We start from the raw sequence: 24,902 nt of genomic DNA on the forward strand, positions 1-24,902 counted from the left end.
CGCGGTGTCCGAGTCGAGGAGTTCTCGCGGCGCGCCGCTCAGCCCTCGCCCGACGTGATGTCGCCGGCCAGCTCGCGCCGCGCGCCCAGCGGACGCCGCGACGGCAACGCCTCCTCCTCACTCGCGACCTGCGCCGCCTTGGCGTGGAATGCGTCCATGAAGGCCTGTGCGATCGCCGTTCCGGTGGCGTCGTCGGGTAGCTCGTCACCGGTGCGCGCCCGCCAGTCCACCAGTGCTCGCGCGAGATCGGACCGGATCCGGGCGTAGGACGGGTCGTCGGCGACATTGTTGCGCTCATGGGGATCGGAACGCAGGTCGTAGAGTTCGGCGCGGGGCCGATCCCGTTGCACTTCTTGCTGATCCAGCGATCGCGCGGACAGGCTGTCGGCGATGTCGAGCGGGAGCAGCAGCGCCGGTCGCGCCGCGTAGTTCTCGATGTAGCTGAACTCCTTCGTGCGCACGGCCCGGATCGGATCGAAGGCATCGTGGTACGTCTTCTCGGTGAACACCTCGGTCCGGACCGCGGCGTCTGCCGCGCCCGCGAGCGCCGCGGCGTGCGAGTCTCCGTCGACTGCCTCCGGGATGTCCAGACCCACCAACTCCAGCAGTGTCGGGGTGAGGTCCACTCCGGAGAACAGGTCGTCGTAGACCGTCGGTGCGATGCCGAGCCGCGCGGGCGGCCGCATGATCAGCGCCACCCCGGTGCCCTCGGCATACAGCGTCGACTTGGCGCGCGGAAAGGCCAGGCCGTGGTCGGTGACGAACACGATCCAGGTGGAGTCATCGAGGCCCAGTTCGGCCACGGTGTCGAGAAGCCGGCCCACGGCGGCGTCGGCCTTGGTGATCGACCCGTGCAGACCCGCCAGGTCATCGCGGACGTCGTCGGTGTCCGGCAGGAAGCCGGGTACGGCGATGGTGCTGGTGTCGGCAGGTTTGTACTCGTCGGCCGGGTAGGGCCGATGCGTCTCGAAGAAGCCCGCGGTCAGGAAGAACGGCCGATCGTCGTGGGCATGACGCCGCAACCAGTCCTGGGAGCGGTCGACCACGTAGTCGCATCGCGAATCCGACACGTCCACCGAGTCGAAGCCGAGCCGGCCCGGGTCGGCGCTCTCGTGCTGCATCCCGAAGAGCGCCGATCGATACCCGGCGCCACCGAGGAGCGCCGGGAGGGTCTGCACGTCCGGGAAGTACTCGAAGCCGTGGTGTGCGAGGCCGACGAGACCGTTGCCGTGCGGATAGCGCCCGGTGAACAGGGAACCGCGGGCGGGCGAGCAGAGGGGCGCCGTCGCGTGCGCGTCGGCGAACCGGATACCGGACGCGGCGAGGTCGTCGAGCACGGGACTCTCGACGCCGTCGGCGCCGTAACACCGCAGATGGCGACCGAGATCGTGCCAGTGCACCAGGATCACGTTGTCGCGGCGCGCGGCATCGGGTGAGGAGAGCATCCACCCATGATGACGCAGACGATTCCCGTCCCGGGCCCCACCCACGCGGGCCGATTCCGACAATCCGCCCACCGCACAGCCAGACGACATCAAATCACCGTGCGCAAAAGTCCTGGCCGGGACCGAATCCGGGTGTGCGGGCGGCCGTGTGAGCCGATATGCCCTATGCCGGAGACCCTTTCGGGTCTAACCTTCGGTGTGGTTAGCCTCAGCGAACCTGCGGCGCCACCGAACCGGGAGGGAAGGCTTCGTGACACTGGTCGTATCGGACGGCGGCCTGTTCGCAGCAGCGAGCGACGCGCCCTCGACGTTCACGCAGATGTTCGGCAGCGGTTTGATCGGATTACGCGAAGGGCTCGAAACCGGCATCGTGGTCATGGTTCTCGTCGCCTACGTGGTGAAGACCGGACGACGAGACGCGCTCAAGTGGATCTGGTCGGGTGTGGCCGCCGCGGTGGCGATGGTCGTCGTGGTGTTCCTGGTGATCCACTTCGGCACGTCCACCATGACCCCGCTCGCGGCCGAGACCATCGCCGGGGTCGCCTCGCTGGTCGCGGTCGGGATCGTGACGTTCATGGTGCTGTGGATGAGCAAGGCCGCCCGGCACATCTCCGCCGATCTCAAGAGCGGGATGTCGCGGGCGCTCGTCGCCGGTCGGGCCTCGGTGATGGGACTGGCGTTCCTCGCCGTCGGGCGCGAGGGGTTCGAGACCGCGTTGCTGATGGTCGGTTATGCCGAGAGCGTTTCCGGCGGAGTGTGGCCGTTGATCGGCCTGCTGCTCGGGGTCGTGGCCGCGGTCGCACTGACCGTGCTGATCTACCTCGGCGCGATCCGACTGGATCTGCGGTTGTTCTTCATCTACACCGGCATCTTCCTGATCTTCGTGGCGGCCGGGATCCTCACCTACGGCGTCGGCGCCCTGCAGACCGTCGGGTGGCTACCCGGGCACGGGGCGGTGGCCTTCGACGTCTCCGGGGGATACGACGCGTCGTCCTGGTACGGCACCGTGCTCGGCGGCATCTTCAACTTCCGGCCCGACCCCACCGTCCTTCAGGTCGTCGCGTGGGTCACCTACGTGGCCGTCGTACTGACGATCTTCTGCCGGCGGCAACTGAGCCCGGCTCCCCAGGTCTCCCCCGCCGCCTCCGCTCCGGGCTCGACGACCACGCAGAACCCCGCATCCGCGGAAGCCGCAACCGAAAGGAACCCTCAGTGAATCGCAGAACCGTGATGGCCGCCGGCGCGGTCGTGGCACTCGTGTCACCCGTGCTGCTGGCCGGCTGTACCCAGAAGGCCACCTCGGACGGTGCGATCACGGTCACGTCCACCAACGATGCATGCGACCTCGCGAGCACGGAGGCGACCACGGGCAACGTCGATTTCGCCGTCACCAACTCCGGCGACAAGGTCACCGAGTTCTACGTGTACGGCACCAACAACCGCGTACTCGGCGAGGTCGAGAACATCGGTCCCGGACTGTCGGGCAACCTCAGCGTGGAGATCGTCGAACCCGGCACCTACACGGTGGCCTGCAAACCGGGCATGGTCGGAACCGGCATCCGCACCGAACTCACCGTCGGCGGCGATCGCAAGGAAAAGGCCGACGTGCCCGCGGACGTGACCGCCGCCAAGGGCCAGTACCTCGAGTACGTCCGCAACCAGCTCAACACCCTGCACGCACAGGTGACCGCCTTCGTCGGCAGCGTCAAGGCAGGCGACCGCGACGCCGCGCGCGCCCAGTTCGGACTCGCACGCACACCGTACGAACGCATCGAGCCCGTCGCCGAATCCTTCCCCGACCTCGACCCCGCCATCGACATGCGGTGGGACGACACCGAGGACGGCGCCCAGCCGTTCACCGGCTTCCACCGCATCGAACGTTTCCTGTGGCCGCCGCAGCCGGCCGAGATCGGCGACGCACCCGGCCAGATCACCCCGGCCGACGCGCAGAACGCGGCCGCCACCGACAACCCGCAGACCATCGCGCCGGTCGCCGATCAGCTCCTCGCCGACGTGACCAAGCTCCGCGACGAGGTCAACGCACCCGGGTTCGAGTTCGAGACCGGGTCGTTCGTGAAGGGCCCCCAGGCGCTCATCGACGAGGTCGCCGCCACCAAGATCGACGGCGAGGAAGACCGGTACTCGCACACCGACCTGTGGGATTTCGCCGGCAATCTCGACGGCTCGGAGACCGCGATCGCGACACTGCAGCCGATCATCTCGGCGAAGGACCCGAAGCTGATGGACACCATCACCGCCCAGTTCGCCACCGTGCGCGACTCGGTGAACACCTATCGCTCCGGCGACGGGTACGTGTCCTACACCGAGGTCTCCGCGGACCAGCGCAAGGAGATGTCCAACCAGATCGACGCGCTGTCGGCGACACTGTCGCAGGTTCCCGGAATCGTGCTGGCCCAGTGAGTGATCCGACCTCCGACCCGCGCGACGGCGAATCCGATGCCGCACCCCGGTCCCCACGGCGCGGGTTCTCCCGTCGCGCGGTGATCGGCGGCGCCGGCGCCGGACTCGTCGTCGCCGCGGGCGGGGTCGCCCTCGGGCGGGCCTCGGCGTCGTCGCAGTCGCCACCCGGTCAGATCGTCGAGTTCCGCGGCGAGCACCAGGCAGGCATCACCACCGCAGCCCAGGACCGGTTGCACTTCGCCAGCTTCGACGTCGTCACCGACTCCCGCGCCGAACTCATCGCCATGCTGCAACGCTGGACCGCGGCGGCCGAACGGATGACTCGCGGCGAGGAGACCGTCGACGACGGCGCGACCGGACTCGGTGACTACACACCACCGGCCGACACCGGCGAAGCGCTCGGACTCGGCGCCGCGAACCTCACTCTCACCATCGGTTTCGGCCCGGGACTGTTCGGTCCCTGCGCCGCCGACCCCACCCGCCCCGACCGGTTCGGCATCGGTGACCGCAAACCCGCTGCCCTGCAGGACCTTCCCGGTTTCGCGGCGGAGAAGATCGAACCCGCACGGTCCTACGGCGACATCTGCATCCAGGCATGTGCCGACGATCCGCAGGTCGCGGTCCACGCGATCCGCAACCTGGCCCGCATGGCCTTCGGCGTGGCCGCGGTGCGCTGGTCCCAGCTCGGCTTCGGCCGCACCTCGTCGACCACCCAGTCGCAGTCGACACCACGAAACCTGTTCGGGTTCAAGGACGGGACCAACAACCTCCGGGCTGAGGACACCGAGCTGCTCGACCGCTGGGTGTGGGTCGGCGCCGAGGACAACCCGCCGGCCGCCCGCTGGATGACCGGCGGCACCTACCTCGTCGCCCGACGCATCCGCATGGACATCGAGCCGTGGGACCGCGCCCACCTGCTCGAACAGGAACAGATCGTCGGTCGCACGAAGGCGGCCGGCGCACCGCTGGGACAGACCGACGAATTCGACACACCCGACTTCGCGGTCACCTCCGGCCGCACGCCGGTCATCCCCCGCGACGCCCACATCCGGCTCGCGCACCCGGACAACCTCGGCGGCGTCCGAATCCTGCGGCGCGGGTACAACTTCACCGACGGCTCGGACGGCTTCGGCCACCTGGACGCAGGCCTGTTCTTCATCGCGTTCAACCGAGACACCGGACGGCAGTTCGTCCCGATGCAACACGCGCTCTCCCGCAGAGACGCGATGACCGAATACCTCATCCCCAACGGGTCGTCCGTCTTCGCCATACCCCCCGGGCTCGCTCCCGGCGAGTGGTGGGGACAACACCTCTTCGCCTGAGTCGCGCCCCGACGAGAGGGCCTCAGGTCCGGAGCAGGCGCACGAGGACGCCGGCGGCGTGCGCCCGTGCGGCCCGGTCGGCCCCGTCGGCGTCGCCGGCCTCCAGCGCCGCGACGATCCGGCGGTGTTCGGTCACGGCATGCCGGCGGTTGTCCTCGTGCGACCACATGTCGGACCGGTACAGATGTGACTGGGTGTCGAGCTTCAGCAGGGCATCGCACAGCGGCGCATTGCCCGACAACGACCGGACCGCGGTGTGGAAGTCGAGGTCGAGTTCGGCGTCGCGTCGGTGATCGGGATCGGTGTCCAGCAACCGCTCCTGTTCTCGGACCCGCTTCCACAGACCCGCCAGCTCCGCGCGCGTCACCCGCACCGTGGCCTGGCGGGCGGCGAGACCGTCGAGCACCTCGCGGACCTCGAAGACGTGCCGCAGCATCGCGTCGTCGAGCACCGCGACCTTCGCCCCGACTCGCGGGGTGTAGACGGCCAGCCCGTCCATGACGAGTTGCTGGACCGCCTCCCGAACCGGACTCCGCGAGACGTCCAGTCGAGCGGCCAACCCCGGAACCGAGAGCGACGCACCGGGTTCGAGGGTGCCGTCGAAGATCTCGTCGCGTATGCGGCGCAGGACCGACTGCGTGAGCAGGGCGCCGTCGTCTCCGTTTCCAGTCATGACCGTCCCAGCGTAGAAGGCCGCGGCCCAGACGGCATCATCGCCGACGGCATCATCCCGCGGCCATCACGCGCTGCGCCTCGCGATCGGCTCCGGCGGGTGCGACGCCGTTCTTCATCCCGGCCAGTTTCGCGTTGATGTTCTCGGCGACGGTGATCGGTGGATATCCGGGGTGATCGGTGCGGGCGCACCCGGGCAGCGTCTCGATGAGGGCCTCGGCGTTGCCGTCGAAGAAGAACGCCGCCGACCGGCGACGGAGGATCCGGCCGTCGACGACCGGCGGGTCGACGCGGTGCACGGTCGAACGCCACCGGTCGTTCGTCCACCGCGCCATGGCATCCCCGAGGTTGACCAGCAATGCGCCGTCGGCGGGCGCCACGTCGTGCCATCGGCCCTCGTGATCGAGCACCTGGAGCCCGGGTACCTGGTCGGCCCACAGCACGGTGAGGATGCCGAAGTCGGTGTGCGCACCCATCCCGGTCAAGTCCCCGGCGAGTTCGATCTCCCCTTCGGGGAGGGTGTAGTTGTTCAACTTCAGCGCATCGATGGAGTGGTCGGTCATCGAGTCGAAGTAGCCCGCAGGCAGACCGAGCGCATCGGTGAACGCGGTGAGCAGAACTCGGGAGAGGTCGCGCGCGGCGCCGAACCAGTCCTCTACGGCACCGCGGAAGCCCGGGGCCGCGTCCGGCCACGTGTTCGTCGGGTAGCTGGACTCCGGTAGGTCCAGGTCCGGGAACCAGGCACCCTCCGAGCCGACGGTGAACGCCTCGTAGAAGTCGTTCATCTGGTTGGCCGCCGCGACACCGAGACTCATGCTCAGCGATTCGCTCTTCGGGGGGCTGTAGCCACGGTTCTGACCCGGCCGGGCATATCGCTTCTTCTCCTCGAGCGGTAGCGCGTAGAACTCGTCGAGCGCCGCGGTCAGGGCATCGATGACGGCCGGTGCGATGCCGTGACCGACGATCTGGACGAAACCGACTCCGCTGCAGGCGTCGTCGAGGGCGCGCGCCACTCGGCTCCGCTCCGCGGGCGTGCCGTGCGGGTCGCGGTAGGCCGAGATGTCGATCGTGGGAACGGTGAACATGTGTCCTCCGGGTGGAGTCGAGACGAAAGTGGAGTGGTGCGAGCGTGGATGCGACGTGTCGTCAGCGTCGGCGGTTGACGGCGGCGTTGAGGATGCCGAAGATGCCGAAGACGAGGATGCCGAAGACCGATGCCAGGACGATCGCGGCGATCAGGTCGTCGGACTGCAGGCGGGCCCGGTAGATGTCGAGCAGCGTGCCGATTCCCGGTTCGCCCTTGGCGAAGAACATGTCTCCGATGATGGCGCCGACCACGACGAGCCCCGAGGCGGTCCGGAAACCCGTCATCATCGACGGCAGCGCCGACGGGAACTCGAGCATCAGCAGGCGTTGCACCGGCGTCGCCTTGCACAGCGTGAACAGCTCCTGCGAGGACTTGTCGACCGAGACGAGACCGAAGTGTGTGTTGGCGATGATCGGGAAGATGGCGATGATCACGCACACGATGGTGCGGGCGACCATCCCGTAACCGAACCACAGACCGATCAACGGCACGATCGCCAGCACCGGGATCACCTGGAGCACAACGGCCCAGGGGTAGATCGCGCGTTCGAGAAAGGACCCTCGGCTCATCAGGACCCCGATGGACACCCCGATGAGCGCGGCGACGACGAAGCCGACGAGGCACACCTTGGCGGTGACCCAGAGCGCGTCGAGCATGGGGCCCACGTGATCCGGTTCGAGCAGCGAGTCGAACAGCACGGCGTGCGGGGGTGGGAGCAGAAAACGCCGTGCGGGAGCGAGGATCAGATAGCTGACCGCATACCAGGCGCCGATCGCGACGGCGAGGGACAGTACCGGTGGGGCCCCGTATCGGAGCACGCCCAGCGCCGCGCGGCGCGCGGTACCGCGCCGCGATGACCCCGACGGTCCCCCTGCGGACGCCGGCGTCTGATCGGGTTGCACGCCGGTGACGGGGCGGGATCGGGCGGCAGTGGTCATCGTGCACCTCGGAGGGTTTCGGAGATCTCGGCGACACGGTCGGTGAAGCGGCTGTCATGACGCAGATCCGGGTGGCGGGGGTGAGCGAAGTCGATGCCGATGTCGGCGACGATTCGCCCGGGACGTGCGGACATCACGATCACCCGGTTGGCGAGGAACACCGCTTCGGACACCGAGTGCGTGATGAACATCGCGGTGAATCGGCGTTCGGCGTAGAGCCGTTGCAACTCGGATTGCATGTCGAGTCGGGTCATCTCGTCAAGAGCACCGAAGGGCTCGTCGAGGAGCAGCAGTTCGGGCTCGGAGGTCAGTGCCCGGGCCAGTGAGGCACGCATCTTCATGCCGCCCGACAGCATGCGCGGCAGCTGCGACTCGAATCCGGTGAGACCAACCGCATCGATCGCGGCCTGCGCCCGGCGCCGGCGTTCGCCCCGCGGCAGTCGTGCGATCTCGGCGCAGAGTTCGACATTGCCCCGCACGCTGCGCCAGGCCAGGAGGGTGGGCTCCTGGAAGATGAACCCGACCGACTCCGTGGCGAGCGCCACGCTTCCGTCCGTAGGCTTCTCGAGTCCCGCGACCATCCGGAGCAGGGTGGACTTGCCGCATCCCGACGGTCCCACGACCGCCACGAAGTCGCCGGTGCGCACGTCGAGGTCCACCCGGTCCAGCGCACGGGTCCCCGAATGGAATCGCTTCGTCACCCCGGAGACGGAGGCGACGACATCCTTGGTGAGATGTCGCGCATCCACGTCGTTCACCGTGTCGTAGAGTCTCATGCGGCCTTCCCGTCTTCGCTACATGTAGGCAACAGCCAATGTCTGCCTGTTCATGATTGGTTACATGTATTTCAGCCCGATGACATCGTGTAAAAACTGCGTCACCGGCAACGGGGAACCAACCCCATCACCGAATCTCTCCAACGACATAAGTTCAGTTCAGAGGCATTTACCGACGGATTCATGTCGATGAGACCGCGCCTCGTCCCGGCTGGCGGAATCCGAATCGGCCGCCTAGCTTCACATGTAGATCGCGAATGTGTCGCGAACGTCCGGCCTGAGTCCAGGAGATCCCATGACTTCTCACCCACCGTCCCGTACCAACGCCTCGCGTCTGGCCGTGGCCACGGCGGCGACCCTCTGCGCGGCCGTTCTGGCCGGATGCTCGAGCTCGGGGTCCGACGACACCGCGGCGTCGAGCCTGCCGCCGGCGCCCGCCGAATACTCCCTTGCCGGAACCTGTCCTGACAACGTCGTGATCCAACTGCAGTGGCAACCGCAGTCCGACATGGCCGGGGTCATCGGACTCCTCGGCCCGGGGTACACCGTCGACACCGACAACAAGTCGGTCTCCGGGCCGCTCGCCTTCGACGGCATGGACACCGGTGTCGACATCACCTTGCGCGCAGGCGGTCCCGCGATCGGATTCCAGTCGGTCCCCTCCGCGATGTACTCCGACGACTCCATCCACCTCGGCCTCGTCCACGGCGACCAGATGATCTCCGCGGCCAGAGATCAACGTGTCGTCGGAGTGACGCCGTTGCTGCAGTACAACCCGTCGATCATCATGTGGGACCCCGCATCCCACCCGGACGTCACGACGATCGCCGACATCGGCAGATCCGACGCCAGCGTGGTGGTCTCCAAGGATCAGATCTTCCCGCAGTGGCTGGTGGCGAAGGGGCTGCTCGAGCAGAGTCAGCTCGACACCAGCTACGACGGCGCCCCGGCCCGCTTCGTCGGCGACCCGTCCATCACCCAGCAGGGATTCGCCAACTCCGAGCCCTACACCTACGAGAACGAGACCCCGTCGTGGAACAAGCCGGTCGCCTACGCGATGGTGAAAGACGCCGGGTACGACGTGTATGCGTCGAACGTCTCGGTACGCGCGGATGACGTCGCGGAGATGTCGCCGTGCCTGGCGAAGCTGGTCCCGATGATCCAGCAGACCGGCAAGGACTATGCGGCCGCGCCGGAATCGATCAACGCGACCATCGTCGACTGGGTGTCCCAGGACGTCTCTTTCACCCCCTATTCGGCCGGCGAGGCGGCGTACTCGGCGGGGCTGCTCAAGGATCGCGCGGTCATCGCCCCGGGCACCGACGGTGTGTACGGCAGTTACGACATGGTCAAGGCACAGAACGTGATCAACGACCTCGTGCCGATCCTGAACGCCGGCGGCGCCGACCTCCCGCCGTCGCTGCCCGCCGATCAGCTGTTCACGACCCAGTTCATCAGCGAGCAGATCCGCTGACCCGGCGTCCGCTCCGCCGTCTTCGACCACAGAGAGATCCACGATGACCGAGACCACCCCACTGCACTCACCGGCCGACATGGCCGAGCTCGACCGCGAACGCCGGATGGGCGGGCTGGGCACCGAGACCACCGCCCGCGAGATCCGCCGCATCAGCCTTGCCGACCTCGACAACCGCCGCGACGAGATCGCCGATCAACTCTGGACGGCCGCAACCGACATCGGCTTCTTCCAGGTCGTCGACCACGGCATCGACCTGGCCGCGGTGGACCACGCGTTCGACATGTCCGCCCGGTTCTTCGCACTCCCCCGTGAGGTGAAGGAGCAGTACCCGCTCAAGAAGGGTCAGAACGCCGGCTGGGAGTACCGCACCCAGGTCCGCCCGTCGATCGGAACCCCGGACCAGAAGGAGTCCTACCAGTTCACCCGCCCGCGCATGGAGGGTCTGTGGCCGAGTGAGGACGAGCTGGCCGGATTCCGCGCCACCATCGAGGAGTTCGAGCACCGGTGCTGGTCGCTGGCCATGACCCTGCTCAGCTGCTTCGCCGAGCGCCTCGAGCTTGCCCACGACTTCTTCACCCGGGCGCACGACCCGTCGGCGGACACCTATCAGAGCACGCTGCGGCTTCTGCACTACTATGCCTTCCCGGACGAGTTGATCGATTCCGAGAACAGCTGGCGCGCAGGCGCACACACCGATTTCGACGCGCTGACCCTACTCTTCCAGCGGTCCGGCCAGGGCGGCCTCCAGGTGCTTCCCGGAGCGGAGGCCGACGGCCAGGCGTGGACGTCGGTCGAGCCATCCGACGACGCCATCACCTGCAACATCGGCGACATGCTCATGCGCTGGTCCGACGACCGGTTGCCGTCGAACTTCCACCGGGTCCGGGCCCCACGACGAGGCGAGTACACCGGTCCGCGCTACACGCTCGCGTACTTCGCACAGGCGAACTCCGACGTGCTGATCGAGAGCGCCGGCGGCACCTACCCGCCGATCACCGCTGCCGACTATCTCGCCCAGCGCATCGCCGCGAACTTCGCGAAGTGACGGACGCACACCTCCCCGGGGCCGCCGATCCGACGGCGGCCCCGGCCTTCCGCGACGTCACCGTGTACACCGCGGGTCGATGGCAACCCCATTGCGACATCCACGTCACCGAGGGGGTCGTCACCTCGATCGAGTCGACCACCCGGGGAGCCGGGGGCACCGGCGGATTCGTGATCCCCGGCTTCGTGAACACCCACACCCACCTCCAACAGACCCTCATGCGCGGCGTCGCCGAATGCACGCCCCTGCTCGAGTGGTTGCTTGCGGTCGGCGAGGAATCGGTCGCGATCACCCCCGAGCGCGCCTACCTGGCCGCCGTGTCGGGGTGCCTGGAACTGTTGCGGTCGGGCACGACGACCGTCGTCGAACACATGTGGCCCCACCCCTCGGGCGAGGTCCACGACGCCGTCGTTCGAGCACTGCGCGACACCGGAATCCGCGCGATCCTCGGCCGCGGAGTCGCGGACCGGGCCGATCCGACTCGCAAGTGGGGATTCGAGCCGCGGCTGATGCAACCGCTCGGCGACGTTCTCGAGCACGTCGACCACCTCCGCAACGAGGTCGCCGGGTCCCGGATCTCGATGGCCCTGGCGGTACCCAATCCACGCTCGGTCACCGAGGCCGGGATGGGGACGATCCGCGAATTCGCCCGAGACCGCGGCCTGCCGGTGTCCATCCATCTTCTCGAGACACTCACCGACGAGCAGATGTGTCTGCAGCACACCGGATTCGGAGCCGTCGATCACCTCGACCAGAACGGCTTCCTGTGGGATCGGGTCCTCGCCGTCCACTGCGTCGAGCTCGACGACGCCGGCCGGCGAACCCTCGCGGCCCGAGGCGTGGCGGTGTCGCACAACCCGTTGTCGAACATGCGGCTGGGAAGCGGGGTGGCCCCGATACCAGCGATGCTGGAGCGCGGACTGGCCGTCGGGCTGGGTGTCGACGGCGCCGCGAGCAACGACACCCAGGACATGCTGGCGACCCTGCGTATCGCCGCCTACCTCCAGCGGGCCGTCCATCGGCGCGCCGACCTCCTCGGGTACGTCGGGATGCTCGACATCGCCTGCGGCGGTGCGAACTCCGCACTCGGCCTGCCGCCGGTTGCCGGTGGCGTGACGGTCGGGGCCCCCGCGGACCTCACGCTGCTGCGCTTCGACCGCGATTACGCCACACTGCCCGTCCGGGATCCCGGCGCATCGCTGCTCACCACCGGCTCGCGGTCCATCGTCGACACGGTGATGGTCGGCGGCGAGATCCTCGTCGAGGACGGACGCAACACCCGGATCGACGAGGCCGGGTTCACCGAGCAGCTGGCCGCGCTCGCCATCTGAAGCGAGAGCTGACCCGACGTCGACTGTGCAGCGAATTCCGTCGACTGAGCACCAGATTTCGTCGACTGTGCGCTCACCGTTCCTCGCTCGCAGCGTCTCGGCCCCCGCTCAGGCCGGGTTCTCGTCGAGCACGGCCGCCCACGCCTCCGGCGAGTCGAGAGTCATGCCCCGCTCGGCTGCGCGCTTCTCGGCTGCCCGGACATCGGACATCAACGCGAGCGCGCGATCTCGCGCCTGGGCCTCGACGCTGTCGTCGCCTGCGGTCACCGTCACGGTGAGGGTCTCCGCCGGGATGGTGTCGACGGGATAGTGCGCCGCGGTGAGACGTTCGAGCACCTTCTGCAGCAGCGCGAGCGCGGGTTGGGTGGTCGCCACCCCGTCGAGCACTGATCCGCGCCGCTTCTCGGCGGCCTTGCGTTCTTCCCACTCCCGGATCTGCGTCTCGAGATCCGAGTGCGCCCCGGACAGCACGCCGGGGGTGCGGCCCGAGACCTTGGCGGTGAAACTGCGGGCGACGTCGTCGATGTCGAACGGGGCGTCGGGATCGTCGGCGGCGATCCGCGCGTGGAACAGCACCTGCAGCAACAGGTCTCCGAGTTCTTCGCGGAGCTCGACGGGATCGCCGGCTTCGATCGCGTCGAGGAGTTCGTAGACCTCTTCGAGCAGGTAGCGGCGCAGCGAGTGGTGCGTCTGTGTGCTCTCCCATGGCCCGTTCCGCCTCAGGGTGTCCATCAGCGCCACGGACTCGAGCAGTGCCATGCCGGCGACCGTCTGCGCGGCGACGACCTCCTCCCCGCGCGCGATCCGGGACCGCACCAGTGGATGGTCGGGGTCGGTGCTGACGAGTACCGACTCCGATTCGTCCGGCGAGTCGTCGAAGACCGGCTCGACATGGTCGAACTCCCACAGCATCGCCGCGGGCACGTCCTCGGTGACCCGCACCGGTCCGGCGAGACTCTTACGCGCCCGGATGGGGATCAGGTCTGGCCGTGCCGGGTCCAGCAGCACCACCGTCACGCGACCGGCTCCGGCCGGAGCTGCGTGAGGAACGTCGTCAGGTACTCGATCAGTTCGTCGTCGCGCAGACGCGCCGACCCGACGCCACCGGTGCGCGGGATCGGCAGGTTGACCACGGATGTCGTCGCGCGGTAGGTGGCCGACGAGTAGAGACGACGCAGGCGCACCTGCTCGCTGTCGAGGAGCGAGAGCGGCGAGATCTTGACGCCCTGACCGGCGAGACCGATCTCGGCGATCCCCCGCTCCCGGCACCGCAACCGCAGCCGGGCGATCGACGCGAGGCGCGTGGTCTCGACCGGCGGCGGACCGTAGCGGTCGTTGAGTTCGACGAGGACCGAATCGACTGCGGCGTCGTCGGTTGCCGACGCGAGTTTGCGGTACGCCTCGAGACGCAGGCGGTCGGAGTCCACGTACTCGACCGGGATGTGCGCATCGACGGGCAGATCGATGCGAACCTCACCCTTCTCACGGGATTCGACCGGCTTCCCGTCCGCGGCAGCGCGATACGCCTCCACCGCCTCGCCGACCAGACGGACGTAGAGATCGAAGCCGACACCGGCCACGTGCCCGGACTGCTCGGCGCCCAGCACGTTCCCGGCGCCGCGCAATTCGAGATCCTTCAGTGCCACCGCCATGCCCGCGCCCAACTCGTTGTTCTGCGCGATCGTCGCGAGCCGGTCGTACGCGGTCTCCGTCAGCGGCCGGTCCGGACTGTAGAGCAGGTACGCGTACCCGCGTTCACGACTACGGCCGACTCGACCGCGCAGCTGGTGCAACTGCGAGAGACCGAGGTTCTCGGCGCGGTCGACGATCAGGGTGTTCGCGTTCGAGATGTCCAGGCCCGTCTCGATGATCGTCGTGCAGACCAGCACGTCGTATTCGCGATTCCAGAACCCCGAGACCGTTCGCTCGAGCTGATCTTCACCCATCTGCCCGTGTGCGACAACGACTCTCGCTTCCGGGACCATCGCCGCGATGTCCTTGGCCATCTTGTCGATGGTCGAGACGCGGTTGTGCACGTAGAACACCTGACCGTCGCGCAGCAGTTCTCGGCGGATGGCGGCGGCGACCTGTTTGGGCGCGTAGGCGCCGACGTAGGTCAGGACCGGATGCCGCTCCTCGGGCGGGGTGAGGATCGTCGACATCTCCCGGATGCCGGCCATCGACATCTCGAGTGTGCGCGGGATCGGGGTCGCCGACATCGTCAGCACGTCGACGTGGGTGCGCAGCGACTTGATGTGCTCCTTGTGCTCCACACCGAAGCGCTGCTCCTCGTCGACGATGACGAGTCCGAGGTCTTTCCAGACGATCCCGGTCTGCAGGAGGCGGTGGGTGCCGATGACGACATCCACCTCGCCCTTCGACATCGCCTGGGTGATCTCGCGGGATTCCTTGGCGTCGGTGAACCGCGACAGTCCGCGCACCCGCACCGGGAACCCGCTCATCCGTTCGGTGAAGGTCTGCAGATGTTGTTGCGCCAGAATCGTCGTCGGGACGAGGACGGCGACCTGCTTGCCGTCCTGCACCGCCTTGAACGCGGCGCGGACCGCGATCTCGGTCTTGCCGTAGCCGACGTCGCCGACCACGACGCGGTCCATCGGGACCGCACGCTCCATGTCGGCCTTGACCTCGGCGATGACCGTGAGCTGATCCACGGTCTCGGTGAAGTCGAAGGCGTCCTCCATCTCCTGCTGCCACGGCGTGTCGGGACCGAACGCGTGTCCGGGCGCGGCGTGGCGGGCGGCATAGAGTTGGACGAGCTCACCGGCGATCTCACGAACGGCCTTGCGCGCCTTGCGCTTCGTGTTCTGCCAGTCCGATCCGCCGAGCTTCGACAGCGACGGCTGCTCGCCGCCGACATAGCGGGAGAGCTGGTCGAGCGCATCCATCGGGACATACAACCGGTCGGCCGGTTGCCCACGTTTGCTCGAGGCGTACTCCAGCACGAGGTACTCACGCCGGGCACCGGACACGGTCCGTTCGATCATCTCGACGAACTTGCCGATGCCGTGCTGGTCGTGCACCACGAGGTCGCCCGCGGCCAGGGCGAGCGGATCGACCTGGTTGCGCCGCTTGGCCGGCAGCCGCCTGCCGTCCCGGACGTTGGCGACCCGCGTGCCGGTGAGGTCGGCCTCGGCCACGACCACGAGTCCCGCATCGGGACAGACGATCCCGGCGCGCAGCGGGGCGCAGAACACGGTGACCTCACCGGGCTGCGGACGATGCCCGGGGTCGGCGATCACATGCGGCACCTCGGCGTCGGACAGCCGCTCCCCGACGCGCTGGGCAGTGCCCTTGCCCGCCACCACGATCGCCGCGGTCTTGCCGTCGGACACGTGTGCGCGCAACTGCGCGAACGTCGCCGCGATCTCCTGCTCGTCACCGCGCGGCGCGGGACCGGGCGCGAGATCGAGTTCGAGTTCGTCCCCGCTGCCGGTCGCCAGCGGACTCAGCGTCCACCAGGGACGGCCGGCGGCGAGCGTCGCCTTCCGCACCTCGTCGAGCGGGCGGTACGCACTGGCCTGCAGATCGATGCCGAGGCCCGTCGACGACCTGCCGTCGATCGGCGCCCCGGCACCCATGGCGGCCGCGGTCCACGACGCCTCGAGGAACTCCGCCCCCGTCTTCGACAGATCCGATGCACGGGTCCGCACCTTCTCCGGGTCCAGGATGAGCACCCGCGTGCCGTCCGGGATCACCTCGGTCAGCAACTGCATGCCACCGTCGACGAGCGCGGGGATCAGGGCCTCCATCCCCTCGACCGGAATGCCCTCGGCGAGCTTGCCGAGCATCTCGGCGAGGGTCGGGTCGTCGGCGTTGCTCGCCGCCAGATCGCCGGCGCGCGTGCGGACCTTCTCGGTCAGGAGCAGCTCACGGCAGGGGTGGATCCGGACCTCGCTGGTCTCGACCTCCGGCTGACTGCGCTGGTCGGCGACCGAGAACGCGCGCATCTCGGTGATCTCGTCGCCCCAGAACTCCACGCGGACCGGATGGTCGGCCGTGGTCGGGAACACGTCGAGAATGCCGCCGCGCACCGCGAATTCGCCGCGGCGCCCGACCATGTCGACGCGCTCGTAGGCCATCTCGACGAGCTGGGACAGCAGCGCGTCGAAGTCGATCTCGATGCCCTCGCGCAAGGTCACCGTCGCGACGTCGCCGAGCCCGGGGGCCATCGGCTGGACCAGAGAGCGAACGGTGGTCACGACGACCCGCAACGGGGTGTCACCCGGGTTGGCGAGGCGATGCAACACGGCGAGCCGCTGGCCCACGGTGTCCGCACTCGGGGACAACCGCTCGTGCGGCAGTGTCTCCCACGACGGGAACTGCGCGACGGCGTCGGCGTCGTCGAGGAGTTCGGCGAGCTCGGCGGTCAGATCGTCGGCCTCCCGGCCGTTGGCCGACACGACGAGGAGCGGGGACTCGGCACCGGCGACCAGGCACGAGACGAGGAACGGCCGCGCCGCGTCGGGTGCGGTGATGTCCAGCCGACGCTCGTTCCGGTGCGTGTGCACCTCGCGGAAGGACTTGTCCGCACACGCGAGCGCGGCCAGACCGGACAGAGCAGACTGCGTCGACACTCCGTCGATTCTATGGGTCGACGATCCGCCGGTCCCCGCCCGGTCAGCAGGAGTTCTCGCGGTCGGTGCCGCTGTCCTACCCTCGTCGGCATGAGCGAGCGCGTACCCGAGGCACCCGCGACCCCCATCCGGGTCACCGACGCGACGATCGACGACTGCGACGCCATCGCCGACATCTACGCCCACTACGTGCAGAACACCGTCGCGACCTTCGATTATCTGGTCCCGTCCCTGTCCCAGTGGCATGCCAAACACGCCGCGATCACGGCCGCGGGACGGCCCTTCGTGGTCGCACGCGCCGTCGACGACGGGGTCGAGCGAGTCGTCGGCTACGCCTACCTCGGGACCTTCCGGACGATGCCGGCCTACGACCTGTCGACCGAGGACTCCATCTACGTGCGGCCCGGTCAGGGCGGGCGCGGAGTCGGAACCGCGCTCATGGCGGCGTTGCTCGAGCGGGCGAATCCGGACAACGTCCGCCAGATCGTCGCGGTGATCGCCGCGACGGGCGGTGACGGGTCGATCGCACTGCACCGGCGGTTCGGATTCACCGAGGTGGGCCGTCTACGCGCCATCGGTCACAAGGCCGAGCAGTGGATCGACTGTGTCTACATGCAGAAGGATCTGTGGCCGGGCGGCGACGCTCCCGACGGCGCGGACGGCTGACGACCGGAAACACCGGCGCGGAGGTTCGCCAAGGACGTCACCGGTCCAGGCCGGCGGCCTCGGCCGCCGCGTCGGCGAGCCCGACGCCGGTGCCCTCGTAGATGTGGAACGCCACGTCGGCGCCGCGCAGGAGCAGTTCGTCGCGTTCGTCGTCGTATTGCGCGACGACGGCGATCGTCCCGGTGACGCCGAGTTCCTCGATCCGTTCCAGCGCCACCAGATTCGAGCCGTGGAAGGGCATCGCCAGGACAAGCAGTTCGAGCTCGTGGACGCCGACCGCACGGTCCCAGAAGTCGGTCTCGGTGGCGTCGGCGTCGAGCACCCGGACGCCGCGTCCGGCGAGTTCGCTCGCCTTCAGCGGATCGTTCTCCACACCGATCACCGGAAGGCCGTACTCGTCGACGAGCCGCTCGTACACCGAGTGCCCGACGCGGCCCATGCCGAGGACGAGCACCCGCGCCGGCGCCAGCACGATCGGCGCGTCGTCGGGGTGTCTCCGGGCCGCGGCCGTGGTCGGGACGAACGCCGACAACCGGTTCACCAGGCCGGAACCGCGGCGATTGAGCAGGGACGAGAACACGAAGCTTCCCGCCACAGCCACCGATGTCACGACCAGCCAGTCCTCGCCGATGACCCCCGCTCCCACCCCGGTCGCGATCACGATCAGCCCGAACTCCGAGAAGTTGGCCAACGCGAGTCCGGTCAGGATCGACGTCCGCCGACGCAGGCCGAACAGGGCGAGGACGAGTGTGTACACCGCCCCCTCGAACGGCAGCAGGACGATCAGGAGCAGGCCGAGCAGAACCGTTTCGGTCGTGGGGGTGACGTGCAGCCCGATCGACACGAAGAAGCCGACCAGGAGCAGTTCACGGAGCCCGAACAACGTGCGCGACAACTCCCCCGCGCGAGGATGCGACGCCAGCAGGACGCCGACGACCATCGCACCGAAATCGCCCTTCACCCCGACGGATTCGAAGAGCCAGTAACCGGGCACGAGGGCCATCACGATCCCGAACAGCGTCTGCAACTCGCCGTGGCCGAGGGTGTTCCAGAGCCGGCGGACGATCCACGCGCCGGGTATCAACAGCACGAGGGCCAGCGCCCAGGCGCTGGGCGGTTCGCCCTGCATCGCGGTCAGATAGACGACGGCGACGATGTCCTGGAGGACCAGGACACCGATGGCGATCCGGCCGTAGAGGGAATGCGACTCCGAGCGCTCGTCGAGCACCTGGACGACGAACACCGTACTCGAGAACGACAGCGCAAACCCCAACAGCGCGAGCGTCTCCCAGCCCTCGCCGGCGAGCATGGGCACCCCGACCGCACCCAGGATGCCGAGGAAGCCCGTCGTGAGACCGAGGATGACGAGGAGGTTCACCCCGGTGGTGACGACCACCTCCCGCCGGAGCAGCATCCGAACGTCGAGCTTGAGTCCGATCGTGAACAGCAGGATCGTGACGCCCAGTTCGGCCATCGTGTCGACGATCGGCAGTTCGTCGATTCCCGGGGCGTGCAAGATGAATCCGGCGGCGAGGTAGCCGACCAGCGTCGGGAGACGTGCCGCGCGCGCGAGGAAACCGCATCCGAAGATGACGACCAGGTAGATCCCGACGGTCTCCATCTCCGGAGTCTCAGCGGAGGGCGGGGTTCGGCCGGTCGGCACCTGGGGTCGACATCAGGGTGATCCTTCCGGCCGGGGGACGCAGAGTGAATCAACCATAGTTGCGCGTCGGTCAGGCGTCGTCGACCCTCGTCCGCTTCAGCGATTCCACGTAGTCAGGCCCGACCAGGGTGGGATCCGGGTCGAGCCGCGTCAGCCCGTTCCAGCACAGGTTGACCAGGTGAGCGGCCACGACCTCCTTCGACGGCTCGCGGACATCGAGCCACCACTGCGCGGTGACCGACACCATCCCGACGAGCGCCTGGGCGTAGAGCGGGGCGAGTGTGGGATCGAAACCGCGTCGTTCGAAGTCGTTGGCGAGGATGTGCTCGACCTGGCTGATCGCATCGTTCAGGAGACTCGAATACGTGGCCGTCTCGTCGGTGCTGGCGGTGCTGTCGCCGCGGACCAGGATGCGGAAGCCGTCCGTGCGCTCCTCCATGTACGTCAGCAGCGCGAGCGCCACCTGCTGGATGCGGTAGAGCGAACGGTTCTTCGAGAGCGACGAGGTGACCATCTCGAGCAGGGTCTCCATCTCGCGGTCCACGACGACCGCATACAGCCCCTCCTTGCCGCCGAAGTGCTCGTACACGATCGGCTTCGAGACGCCGGCCCGCTGCGCGATCTCCTCGATCGACGTGCCCTCGAAACCGCGCTCGGCGAACAGACCCCGAGCGACTTCGATGAGCTGCAATCGCCGCTGCGCGCCCGTCATCCTCGCCCGGGGCGCGCGCTGCACCTCGGCCGAACCCTCCGCTGGACGCCCGATAGCCATGGGCCCAGCGTAGTGGGGATCAGTACAGGCTCGACCAGTACGACCAGAACCGGACGGCGATCAGCACGATCACGAGGCCGACGCCCACGACGAGGATCGGGGCGTGATTGCGCGCGAGAACCAGCGCGAGGCGCGAACGCGAGGTGAGACCACTTGCATGCGCATTGCGCACACTGACGAAGACGAAGATCGGCAGGGTGACCGCCCACACCACCATGCAGTAGGGGCACAACGCCCCGATCGAGTACAGGCTCGAGTAGATGAGCCACCCGATGAACACCATGGCGGCGGTGACCCCGACCTGCAGCCCCGCCCAGTACCACCCCGCGAGGCGGGCCCCGGCCAGCAGCGCCATCCCGGTCGTGACCGCGACCGCGAAACCGGCGATGCCGAGCAACGGGTTCGGGAAGCCGAAGAGCGCCGCCTGCGGCTCGGCCATCACCGAACCGCAGCTCAGCACGGGATTGAAGTTGCAGGACGGCACGTAGTCGGGGTCGGCGGCCAGTTCGAACCGTTCCACGGTCAGCACGAACGCGGCGACGAACCCGATGGCCCCGCCGACACTCAGCAGCCAGGCGACGATTCGCGTCCACGAACGCACGGCCTCGGCCAGGTGGGCCCGGTCGTCGTCGGGCCCGGCCTCCGAACTGGTCAGCGCACTGTCACTCACCCGTCCAGGATGGCACCGCTTCGGGCGGACTTCGACCCTGGACGCGCGAAAGTCACACTGGATCGGTCCAAATGTCGGCAGTCTCGTTGTTCCGTGCGTAATGTCGAGCCAGACACCGGGGATGGGACACCGACAGTGCAATTGTGGGATTACCTCAGCGAGAACGCACGATCACTCACTTTTCTGACCTATCAGCACGCGTCGCTGTCGTTCCAGACGGTGCTCGTGGGTACGGCCGTGGCCATCCTCATCGCCGCCGTCGTCTACCGGCTCCCCCTGGCGAGCGCGCTCACGCTGACGTCGAGCCGTGTGGCGCTGACCATTCCGTCGCTGGCACTGCTCGCACTGCTGATCGTGCCCTTCGGACTCGGTGTGACGCCGTCGTTTCTGATGCTCGCGTTCTTCGCCACGCTGCCGGTCATCGGCAACGCGGTGGTCGGACTACGCTCCGTGCCGCCGTCCGTCGTCGAATCCGCCCGCGGGATCGGGCTTTCGAGGTGGCGGATCCTGCTCACCATCGAGCTGCCGATCGCCTGGCCGGTGATCCTGACCGGTATCCGGGTGTCGACGCAGATGATCGTCGGTGTCGCGGCGATCGTCGCCTACGTTCTCGGCCCCGGCCTGGGATCGCTCATCTTCAATGGGCTTTCCCGCCTGGGCGGCGCCAATGCTCTCGAAATGGCCCTTGCCGGAACGATTCTGATCGTCATCATCGCCCTCGTCTTCGACGCTCTGCTGGTCTTGCTCGGCCGACTCACCATCTCCAAGGGACTCTCATGACCGACTCCGCCACCTCGTCCGCGCCGAACGGCGACAACCGCAGCGTCACCGGCGAGTCCATCCGGCTCGACGGTGTGGTGAAGCGCTACCGCGGCACCACAACCCCGGCCGTCGCACGCCTCGACCTCGAGATCGACGCCGGCGACATCGTGGCCTTCGTCGGCCCGTCCGGATGCGGCAAGACGACGACCCTGAAGATGATCAACCGGCTCATCGAACCCACCGAGGGTCGCATCTACATCGGCGGGCGCGACGTCACCGCGGAGAATTCGGACAAGCTGCGTCAGTCCATCGGCTACGTCATCCAGTCCGGGGGCCTCTTCCCACACTGGTCGGTGAGCAAGAACATCGGCGCCATCCCCCGAATCCTCAACTGGGACAAGAAGCGTATCGCCGAACGCACCGAGTACCTGCTCGACCTCGTCGGTCTCGACGCCGCCACCTTCGCCGACCGGCTCCCCAAGGACATGTCCGGCGGCCAGCAACAGCGCGTGGGCGTCGCCCGCGCCCTCGCCGCCGACCCGCCGGTCCTCCTGATGGACGAGCCGTTCGGCGCCGTCGACCCGATCACCCGGGCTCGCCTGCAGGACAAGCTGATCGCGATCCAGCACGAGCTGGCCAAGACCATCGTCATCGTCACCCACGACTTCGAGGAGGCGACCAAACTCGGCGACAAGGTGCTGATCCTCTCCGAGGGCGGCCACATCGAGCAGTTCGCTCCCCCGGAGGAGATCCTCGCCAATCCGGCGAGCCCCTTCGTCGAGGAGTTCGTGGGTTCGGGCGCCACCCTCGCCCACCTGACGCTGACCCGCGTCCGCGACGTCGACTTCCGCGAGGTCGTCACCGCCCAGGTGGGGGAAGCCTCCGGCGCCGTGGTGTCGCGCGCGAAGGCGGCCGGCGAGGACTGGGTCGCCGTGGTCGATCAGCACGGCCGCCCACGCGCCTGGCCGTCGGTCGAGGAGATCCGCGCCAAGCCGGAGGTCTCGGACTACCTCGATCACCGGCTCCCCGTCGTCGCCAAGTCCTCGACGCTGAACGACGCCCTCGACTCGATGCTCGCGACCAGCCAGGGCGGCGTGCTCGTGACCGACGGGCGCGGCGCGGTCGTCGGTGCCCTGAACATCGCGTCGGTGATGGAGGCGATCCGCGGACAGCTCGCGACCGTTCGCGACGACGACGATCACGGCGGCTACCTCGACCACGCCGAGGGATCGGCACCCGTCGAGACCCCGGTCGTCGCCGCCGACGACGAACCCGGCTTCGAGGACACCGATCCCGGCACCGGAACCGCCGCGGTCGGCGCGCCCGAGACGAGCGCCGACCGGTGACGGGTTTCATCGCCGAAGAGGCGAGGATCACCGAGACCGCGAAACCGCCTGCGCCGGAATCTGTCCCGAAGGGATTTCGACGCCGTCTCGCCCGCATCCCGATCGACGTCTGGTTCGAGCCGCTGGTGATCGTGGTCGTCGGCGTCGGTTTCGTCATCTGGTACGCGAACACGACGTTCACCACCACGGAGAGCGCGTCGATGTCGTGGCCCGCGCTGCGCGCCACCATCCTCGATCACATCCAGCTGACGCTCGTCGCGACGATCATCGTCGTCCTGATCGCCATTCCGCTGGGCATCGCGCTCACCCGGCCGTCCCTCCGGTGGCTGAACCCCATCGCCGTCAACATCGCCAACATCGGGCAGGCGGCGCCGGCGATCGGCCTGCTGGTGCTCTTCACCTTCTGGCTCGGCACCGGTTTCACCACCGCCATCGTCGGTCTGGTCGTCTACGCGGTGCTCCCGATCCTGCAGAACACCATCGTCGGACTGCGGCAGGTCGACCAGCGGACGGTCGAGGCATCCCGGGGCATCGGCCTGTCGGCCGTCCGGACCCTCGTCCAGGTCGAACTCCCCCTCGCCGTACCCGTCATCCTGAACGGGGTGCGGACCGCGCTGGTCATCCTCGTCGGTACCGCCACCCTCAGCACGTTCATCGGCGCGAACAGCCTGGGCACGCTCATCACCACCGGCATCACGCTGTTCCTGCCCAAGCTGCTGGTGTCGGGCGCGATCCTGGTCGCCCTGCTCGCCATGACGATCGACTGGCTCGGTCGCCTCGTCGAACTCGCCGCCACACCACGGGGGATCGCATGATGGCTCGGTCACGCCTGTCCCGCTCGCGCGCACTCACTCTCCTGGCCGCGTCGGCCGCCCTGGTGATGACACTGTCGGCGTGCGGGCTGGTCAGTTCGTCCGGAACCTTCCGTCCCGCCTCCCTTCCCGGCGGCGAACGTCCGCTCGAAGGGACGTCGATCGCGGTGACGTCGAAGAACTTCACCGAGCAGGTCCTGCTCGGCAAGATCACCGCAACCTACCTGGCTGCAGCCGGGGCCGACGTCGACGACCTGACCAACGCGCCTGGTTCGATGTCGTCGCGACAGGCGGTCCTCAACGGCGACGCCGACATCGTCTGGGAGTACACCGGCACGGCGTGGCAGACCTACCTCGGCGAGACCGAGACGATCTCCGACCCGCAACAGCTCTACGAACGCGTCCGGGACGCCGAACGCGCCAACGGCGTCGAGTGGCTGCCGCCGTCGAACTTCAACAACACCTACGCGTTCGCGGCTTCCTCGCCCACCGCCAAGAGGCTGAACGTCCGCACGATGTCCGACATCGCCAAGCTGCCCGAGTCCGAGCGGACGTTCTGCATCAACGACGAGTTCCTCTCGCGCGCCGACGGTTTCATCCCGATGCTGGAGGCCTACGACATCCCGCTCGGCGCCCCGGGCGGCGTGCCCAAGGGCAACGTGACCACCATGGATTCCGGTGTCGTCTACACCTCGACCGCACGCAGCGAACCCTGCAACTTCGGCATGGTGTACTCCACCGACGGCCGGATCAAGAACCTCGATCTCGTCGTCCTGGAGGACGACCGCAAATTCTTCCTCCCCTACAGCGGGTGCGTCGTCGTCAACACCGGCCTCAACGAGGCGAATCCGGAGATCGCCGAACTCATGGCGCCGGTCTCGGCCAAGCTGACCGATCCGCTCATGCAGGAACTGAACGGGCTCATCGACATCGACGGGGCCGACCCGTCCGACGTCGCGTACAACTGGCTCAAGGACGAGGGGTTCATCGTCCCGGTGGACTGACCGTCGACTGTGCGTCTATATCCGTTGACCGTGCGTCCATATCCGTTGACTGTGCGTCCCACGTTCGACTCGCACACAGTCAACGATTTTCGACGCAC

21 protein-coding genes are annotated in these 24,902 nt (G+C 68.1%); 11 read left to right on the forward strand and 10 right to left on the reverse strand.

The genetic code is table 11. From position 1 onward, the window contains the following. Positions 1 to 38: 38 nt before the first annotated feature. On the reverse strand, positions 39 to 1,445 hold the full coding sequence (locus tag AB4Z55_RS19950) for a sulfatase (protein WP_369520363.1): 1,407 nt from the start codon (positions 1,443 to 1,445) through the stop codon (positions 39 to 41). Positions 1,446 to 1,764: 319 nt separating this feature from the next. Here AB4Z55_RS19950 and efeU point away from each other — a divergent pair, with 319 nt between their 5' ends. Genes efeU through efeB form a run of 3 tightly spaced genes read left to right on the forward strand, consistent with a single transcriptional unit; the run spans position 1,765 to position 5,188 of the window. Further along, on the forward strand, positions 1,765 to 2,661 hold the full coding sequence (gene efeU / locus AB4Z55_RS19955) for an iron uptake transporter permease EfeU (protein ID WP_248645558.1): 897 nt from the start codon (positions 1,765 to 1,767) through the stop codon (positions 2,659 to 2,661). Continuing rightward, positions 2,658 to 3,866 carry an iron uptake system protein EfeO gene (efeO, locus tag AB4Z55_RS19960; protein ID WP_369520364.1) on the forward strand — a complete coding sequence of 403 codons (1,209 nt, stop codon included), beginning with the start codon at positions 2,658 to 2,660 and terminating at the stop codon, positions 3,864 to 3,866. Before efeU ends, efeO begins: the two co-directional genes overlap by 4 nt. Then, positions 3,863 to 5,188, forward strand: coding sequence for an iron uptake transporter deferrochelatase/peroxidase subunit (gene efeB, locus AB4Z55_RS19965; protein WP_369520365.1), 1,326 nt, complete (start codon positions 3,863 to 3,865; stop codon positions 5,186 to 5,188). Before efeO ends, efeB begins: the two co-directional genes overlap by 4 nt. 22 nt (positions 5,189 to 5,210) lie before the next feature. On the opposite strand, the gene AB4Z55_RS19970 is transcribed toward efeB, so the two are convergent. The 4 genes from AB4Z55_RS19970 to AB4Z55_RS19985 form a co-directional block, all read right to left on the reverse strand. After that, entirely contained in the window at positions 5,211 to 5,861 is a 651-nt protein-coding gene (locus AB4Z55_RS19970) for a GntR family transcriptional regulator (RefSeq protein WP_369520366.1), read from the reverse strand. A 52-nt stretch (positions 5,862 to 5,913) separates the two neighbouring features. Further along, the gene (locus AB4Z55_RS19975) at positions 5,914 to 6,945 is read right to left on the reverse strand and encodes an isopenicillin N synthase family dioxygenase (RefSeq protein WP_369520367.1); all 1,032 of its coding nucleotides are present in this window, start codon (positions 6,943 to 6,945) and stop codon (positions 5,914 to 5,916) included. 61 nt (positions 6,946 to 7,006) lie between these two features. Beyond that, the gene (locus AB4Z55_RS19980) at positions 7,007 to 7,885 is read right to left on the reverse strand and encodes an ABC transporter permease (RefSeq protein WP_369520368.1); all 879 of its coding nucleotides are present in this window, start codon (positions 7,883 to 7,885) and stop codon (positions 7,007 to 7,009) included. Continuing rightward, entirely contained in the window at positions 7,882 to 8,661 is a 780-nt protein-coding gene (locus AB4Z55_RS19985) for an ABC transporter ATP-binding protein (RefSeq protein ID WP_064569365.1), read from the reverse strand. Before AB4Z55_RS19985 ends, AB4Z55_RS19980 begins: the two co-directional genes overlap by 4 nt. Positions 8,662 to 8,956: 295 nt before the next feature. Here AB4Z55_RS19985 and AB4Z55_RS19990 point away from each other — a divergent pair, with 295 nt between their 5' ends. From AB4Z55_RS19990 to AB4Z55_RS20000, 3 genes are read left to right on the forward strand one after another with little or no spacing between them, the layout of a single operon-like run. Then, on the forward strand, positions 8,957 to 10,135 hold the full coding sequence (locus AB4Z55_RS19990) for a nitrate ABC transporter substrate-binding protein (RefSeq protein ID WP_369520369.1): 1,179 nt from the start codon (positions 8,957 to 8,959) through the stop codon (positions 10,133 to 10,135). Between the two features lie 43 nt (positions 10,136 to 10,178). Further along, positions 10,179 to 11,183: an isopenicillin N synthase family dioxygenase gene (locus AB4Z55_RS19995; protein ID WP_369520370.1), complete on the forward strand. Its 1,005-nt coding sequence runs from the start codon at positions 10,179 to 10,181 to the stop codon at positions 11,181 to 11,183. Further along, positions 11,180 to 12,514, forward strand: coding sequence for an amidohydrolase family protein (locus tag AB4Z55_RS20000; RefSeq protein ID WP_369520371.1), 1,335 nt, complete (start codon positions 11,180 to 11,182; stop codon positions 12,512 to 12,514). The genes AB4Z55_RS19995 and AB4Z55_RS20000 overlap by 4 nt, the downstream gene beginning before the upstream one ends. A 108-nt stretch (positions 12,515 to 12,622) precedes the next feature. Here AB4Z55_RS20000 and AB4Z55_RS20005 read toward each other — a convergent pair whose 3' ends face one another. After that, complete coding sequence (locus AB4Z55_RS20005; RefSeq protein ID WP_369520372.1) at positions 12,623 to 13,531, reverse strand: MazG family protein; 909 nt, start codon at positions 13,529 to 13,531, stop codon at positions 12,623 to 12,625. After that, positions 13,528 to 17,109, reverse strand: coding sequence for a transcription-repair coupling factor (gene mfd, locus AB4Z55_RS20010; RefSeq protein WP_354559995.1), 3,582 nt, complete (start codon positions 17,107 to 17,109; stop codon positions 13,528 to 13,530). Before mfd ends, AB4Z55_RS20005 begins: the two co-directional genes overlap by 4 nt. A 90-nt stretch (positions 17,110 to 17,199) precedes the next feature. On the opposite strand from mfd, the gene AB4Z55_RS20015 reads away from it, so the two are divergent. Next, entirely contained in the window at positions 17,200 to 17,775 is a 576-nt protein-coding gene (locus AB4Z55_RS20015) for a GNAT family N-acetyltransferase (protein ID WP_248645016.1), read from the forward strand. Positions 17,776 to 17,812: 37 nt separating this feature from the next. Here AB4Z55_RS20015 and AB4Z55_RS20020 read toward each other — a convergent pair whose 3' ends face one another. The 3 genes from AB4Z55_RS20020 to AB4Z55_RS20030 all read right to left on the reverse strand — a co-directional run bounded on the left by AB4Z55_RS20020 (position 17,813) and on the right by AB4Z55_RS20030 (position 20,880). Further along, positions 17,813 to 19,396 carry a cation:proton antiporter family protein gene (locus AB4Z55_RS20020; protein ID WP_248645015.1) on the reverse strand — a complete coding sequence of 528 codons (1,584 nt, stop codon included), beginning with the start codon at positions 19,394 to 19,396 and terminating at the stop codon, positions 17,813 to 17,815. Positions 19,397 to 19,508: 112 nt separating this feature from the next. Beyond that, positions 19,509 to 20,210 carry a TetR/AcrR family transcriptional regulator gene (locus AB4Z55_RS20025; RefSeq protein WP_101819207.1) on the reverse strand — a complete coding sequence of 234 codons (702 nt, stop codon included), beginning with the start codon at positions 20,208 to 20,210 and terminating at the stop codon, positions 19,509 to 19,511. 19 nt (positions 20,211 to 20,229) lie between these two features. Continuing rightward, positions 20,230 to 20,880: a vitamin K epoxide reductase family protein gene (locus AB4Z55_RS20030; protein ID WP_004022654.1), complete on the reverse strand. Its 651-nt coding sequence runs from the start codon at positions 20,878 to 20,880 to the stop codon at positions 20,230 to 20,232. A 135-nt stretch (positions 20,881 to 21,015) separates the two neighbouring features. Here AB4Z55_RS20030 and AB4Z55_RS20035 point away from each other — a divergent pair, with 135 nt between their 5' ends. Genes AB4Z55_RS20035 through AB4Z55_RS20050 form a run of 4 tightly spaced genes read left to right on the forward strand, consistent with a single transcriptional unit; the run spans position 21,016 to position 24,804 of the window. Next, positions 21,016 to 21,660, forward strand: coding sequence for an ABC transporter permease (locus AB4Z55_RS20035; protein ID WP_369520373.1), 645 nt, complete (start codon positions 21,016 to 21,018; stop codon positions 21,658 to 21,660). Beyond that, positions 21,657 to 22,988: an ATP-binding cassette domain-containing protein gene (locus AB4Z55_RS20040; protein WP_248645014.1), complete on the forward strand. Its 1,332-nt coding sequence runs from the start codon at positions 21,657 to 21,659 to the stop codon at positions 22,986 to 22,988. Before AB4Z55_RS20035 ends, AB4Z55_RS20040 begins: the two co-directional genes overlap by 4 nt. Continuing rightward, on the forward strand, positions 22,985 to 23,803 hold the full coding sequence (locus tag AB4Z55_RS20045) for an ABC transporter permease (protein ID WP_004022651.1): 819 nt from the start codon (positions 22,985 to 22,987) through the stop codon (positions 23,801 to 23,803). Before AB4Z55_RS20040 ends, AB4Z55_RS20045 begins: the two co-directional genes overlap by 4 nt. Then, complete coding sequence (locus AB4Z55_RS20050) at positions 23,800 to 24,804, forward strand: glycine betaine ABC transporter substrate-binding protein (RefSeq protein WP_033203646.1); 1,005 nt, start codon at positions 23,800 to 23,802, stop codon at positions 24,802 to 24,804. Before AB4Z55_RS20045 ends, AB4Z55_RS20050 begins: the two co-directional genes overlap by 4 nt. Positions 24,805 to 24,902 lie beyond the last annotated feature (98 nt).

The organism is Gordonia sp. ABKF26 (assembly GCF_041103195.1).
Classification (GTDB): Bacteria; Actinomycetota; Actinomycetes; order Mycobacteriales; family Mycobacteriaceae; genus Gordonia; species Gordonia terrae.

What these genes read in the sequence shown, in the direction of transcription:
- AB4Z55_RS19950 (WP_369520363.1), bottom strand. Translation starts at nt 1,445, where the DNA reads ATGCTCTCCTCACCCGATGCCGCGCGCCGCGACAACGTGATCCTGGTG.
- efeU (WP_248645558.1), top strand. Translation starts at nt 1,765, where the DNA reads ATGTTCGGCAGCGGTTTGATCGGATTACGCGAAGGGCTCGAAACCGGC.
- AB4Z55_RS19970 (WP_369520366.1), bottom strand. Translation starts at nt 5,861, where the DNA reads ATGACTGGAAACGGAGACGACGGCGCCCTGCTCACGCAGTCGGTCCTG.
- AB4Z55_RS19975 (WP_369520367.1), bottom strand. Translation starts at nt 6,945, where the DNA reads ATGTTCACCGTTCCCACGATCGACATCTCGGCCTACCGCGACCCGCAC.
- AB4Z55_RS19980 (WP_369520368.1), bottom strand. Translation starts at nt 7,885, where the DNA reads ATGACCACTGCCGCCCGATCCCGCCCCGTCACCGGCGTGCAACCCGAT.
- AB4Z55_RS19985 (WP_064569365.1), bottom strand. Translation starts at nt 8,661, where the DNA reads ATGAGACTCTACGACACGGTGAACGACGTGGATGCGCGACATCTCACC.
- AB4Z55_RS19990 (WP_369520369.1), top strand. Translation starts at nt 8,957, where the DNA reads ATGACTTCTCACCCACCGTCCCGTACCAACGCCTCGCGTCTGGCCGTG.
- AB4Z55_RS19995 (WP_369520370.1), top strand. Translation starts at nt 10,179, where the DNA reads ATGACCGAGACCACCCCACTGCACTCACCGGCCGACATGGCCGAGCTC.
- AB4Z55_RS20015 (WP_248645016.1), top strand. Translation starts at nt 17,200, where the DNA reads ATGAGCGAGCGCGTACCCGAGGCACCCGCGACCCCCATCCGGGTCACC.
- AB4Z55_RS20020 (WP_248645015.1), bottom strand. Translation starts at nt 19,396, where the DNA reads ATGGAGACCGTCGGGATCTACCTGGTCGTCATCTTCGGATGCGGTTTC.
- AB4Z55_RS20025 (WP_101819207.1), bottom strand. Translation starts at nt 20,210, where the DNA reads ATGGCTATCGGGCGTCCAGCGGAGGGTTCGGCCGAGGTGCAGCGCGCG.
- AB4Z55_RS20040 (WP_248645014.1), top strand. Translation starts at nt 21,657, where the DNA reads ATGACCGACTCCGCCACCTCGTCCGCGCCGAACGGCGACAACCGCAGC.
- AB4Z55_RS20050 (WP_033203646.1), top strand. Translation starts at nt 23,800, where the DNA reads ATGATGGCTCGGTCACGCCTGTCCCGCTCGCGCGCACTCACTCTCCTG.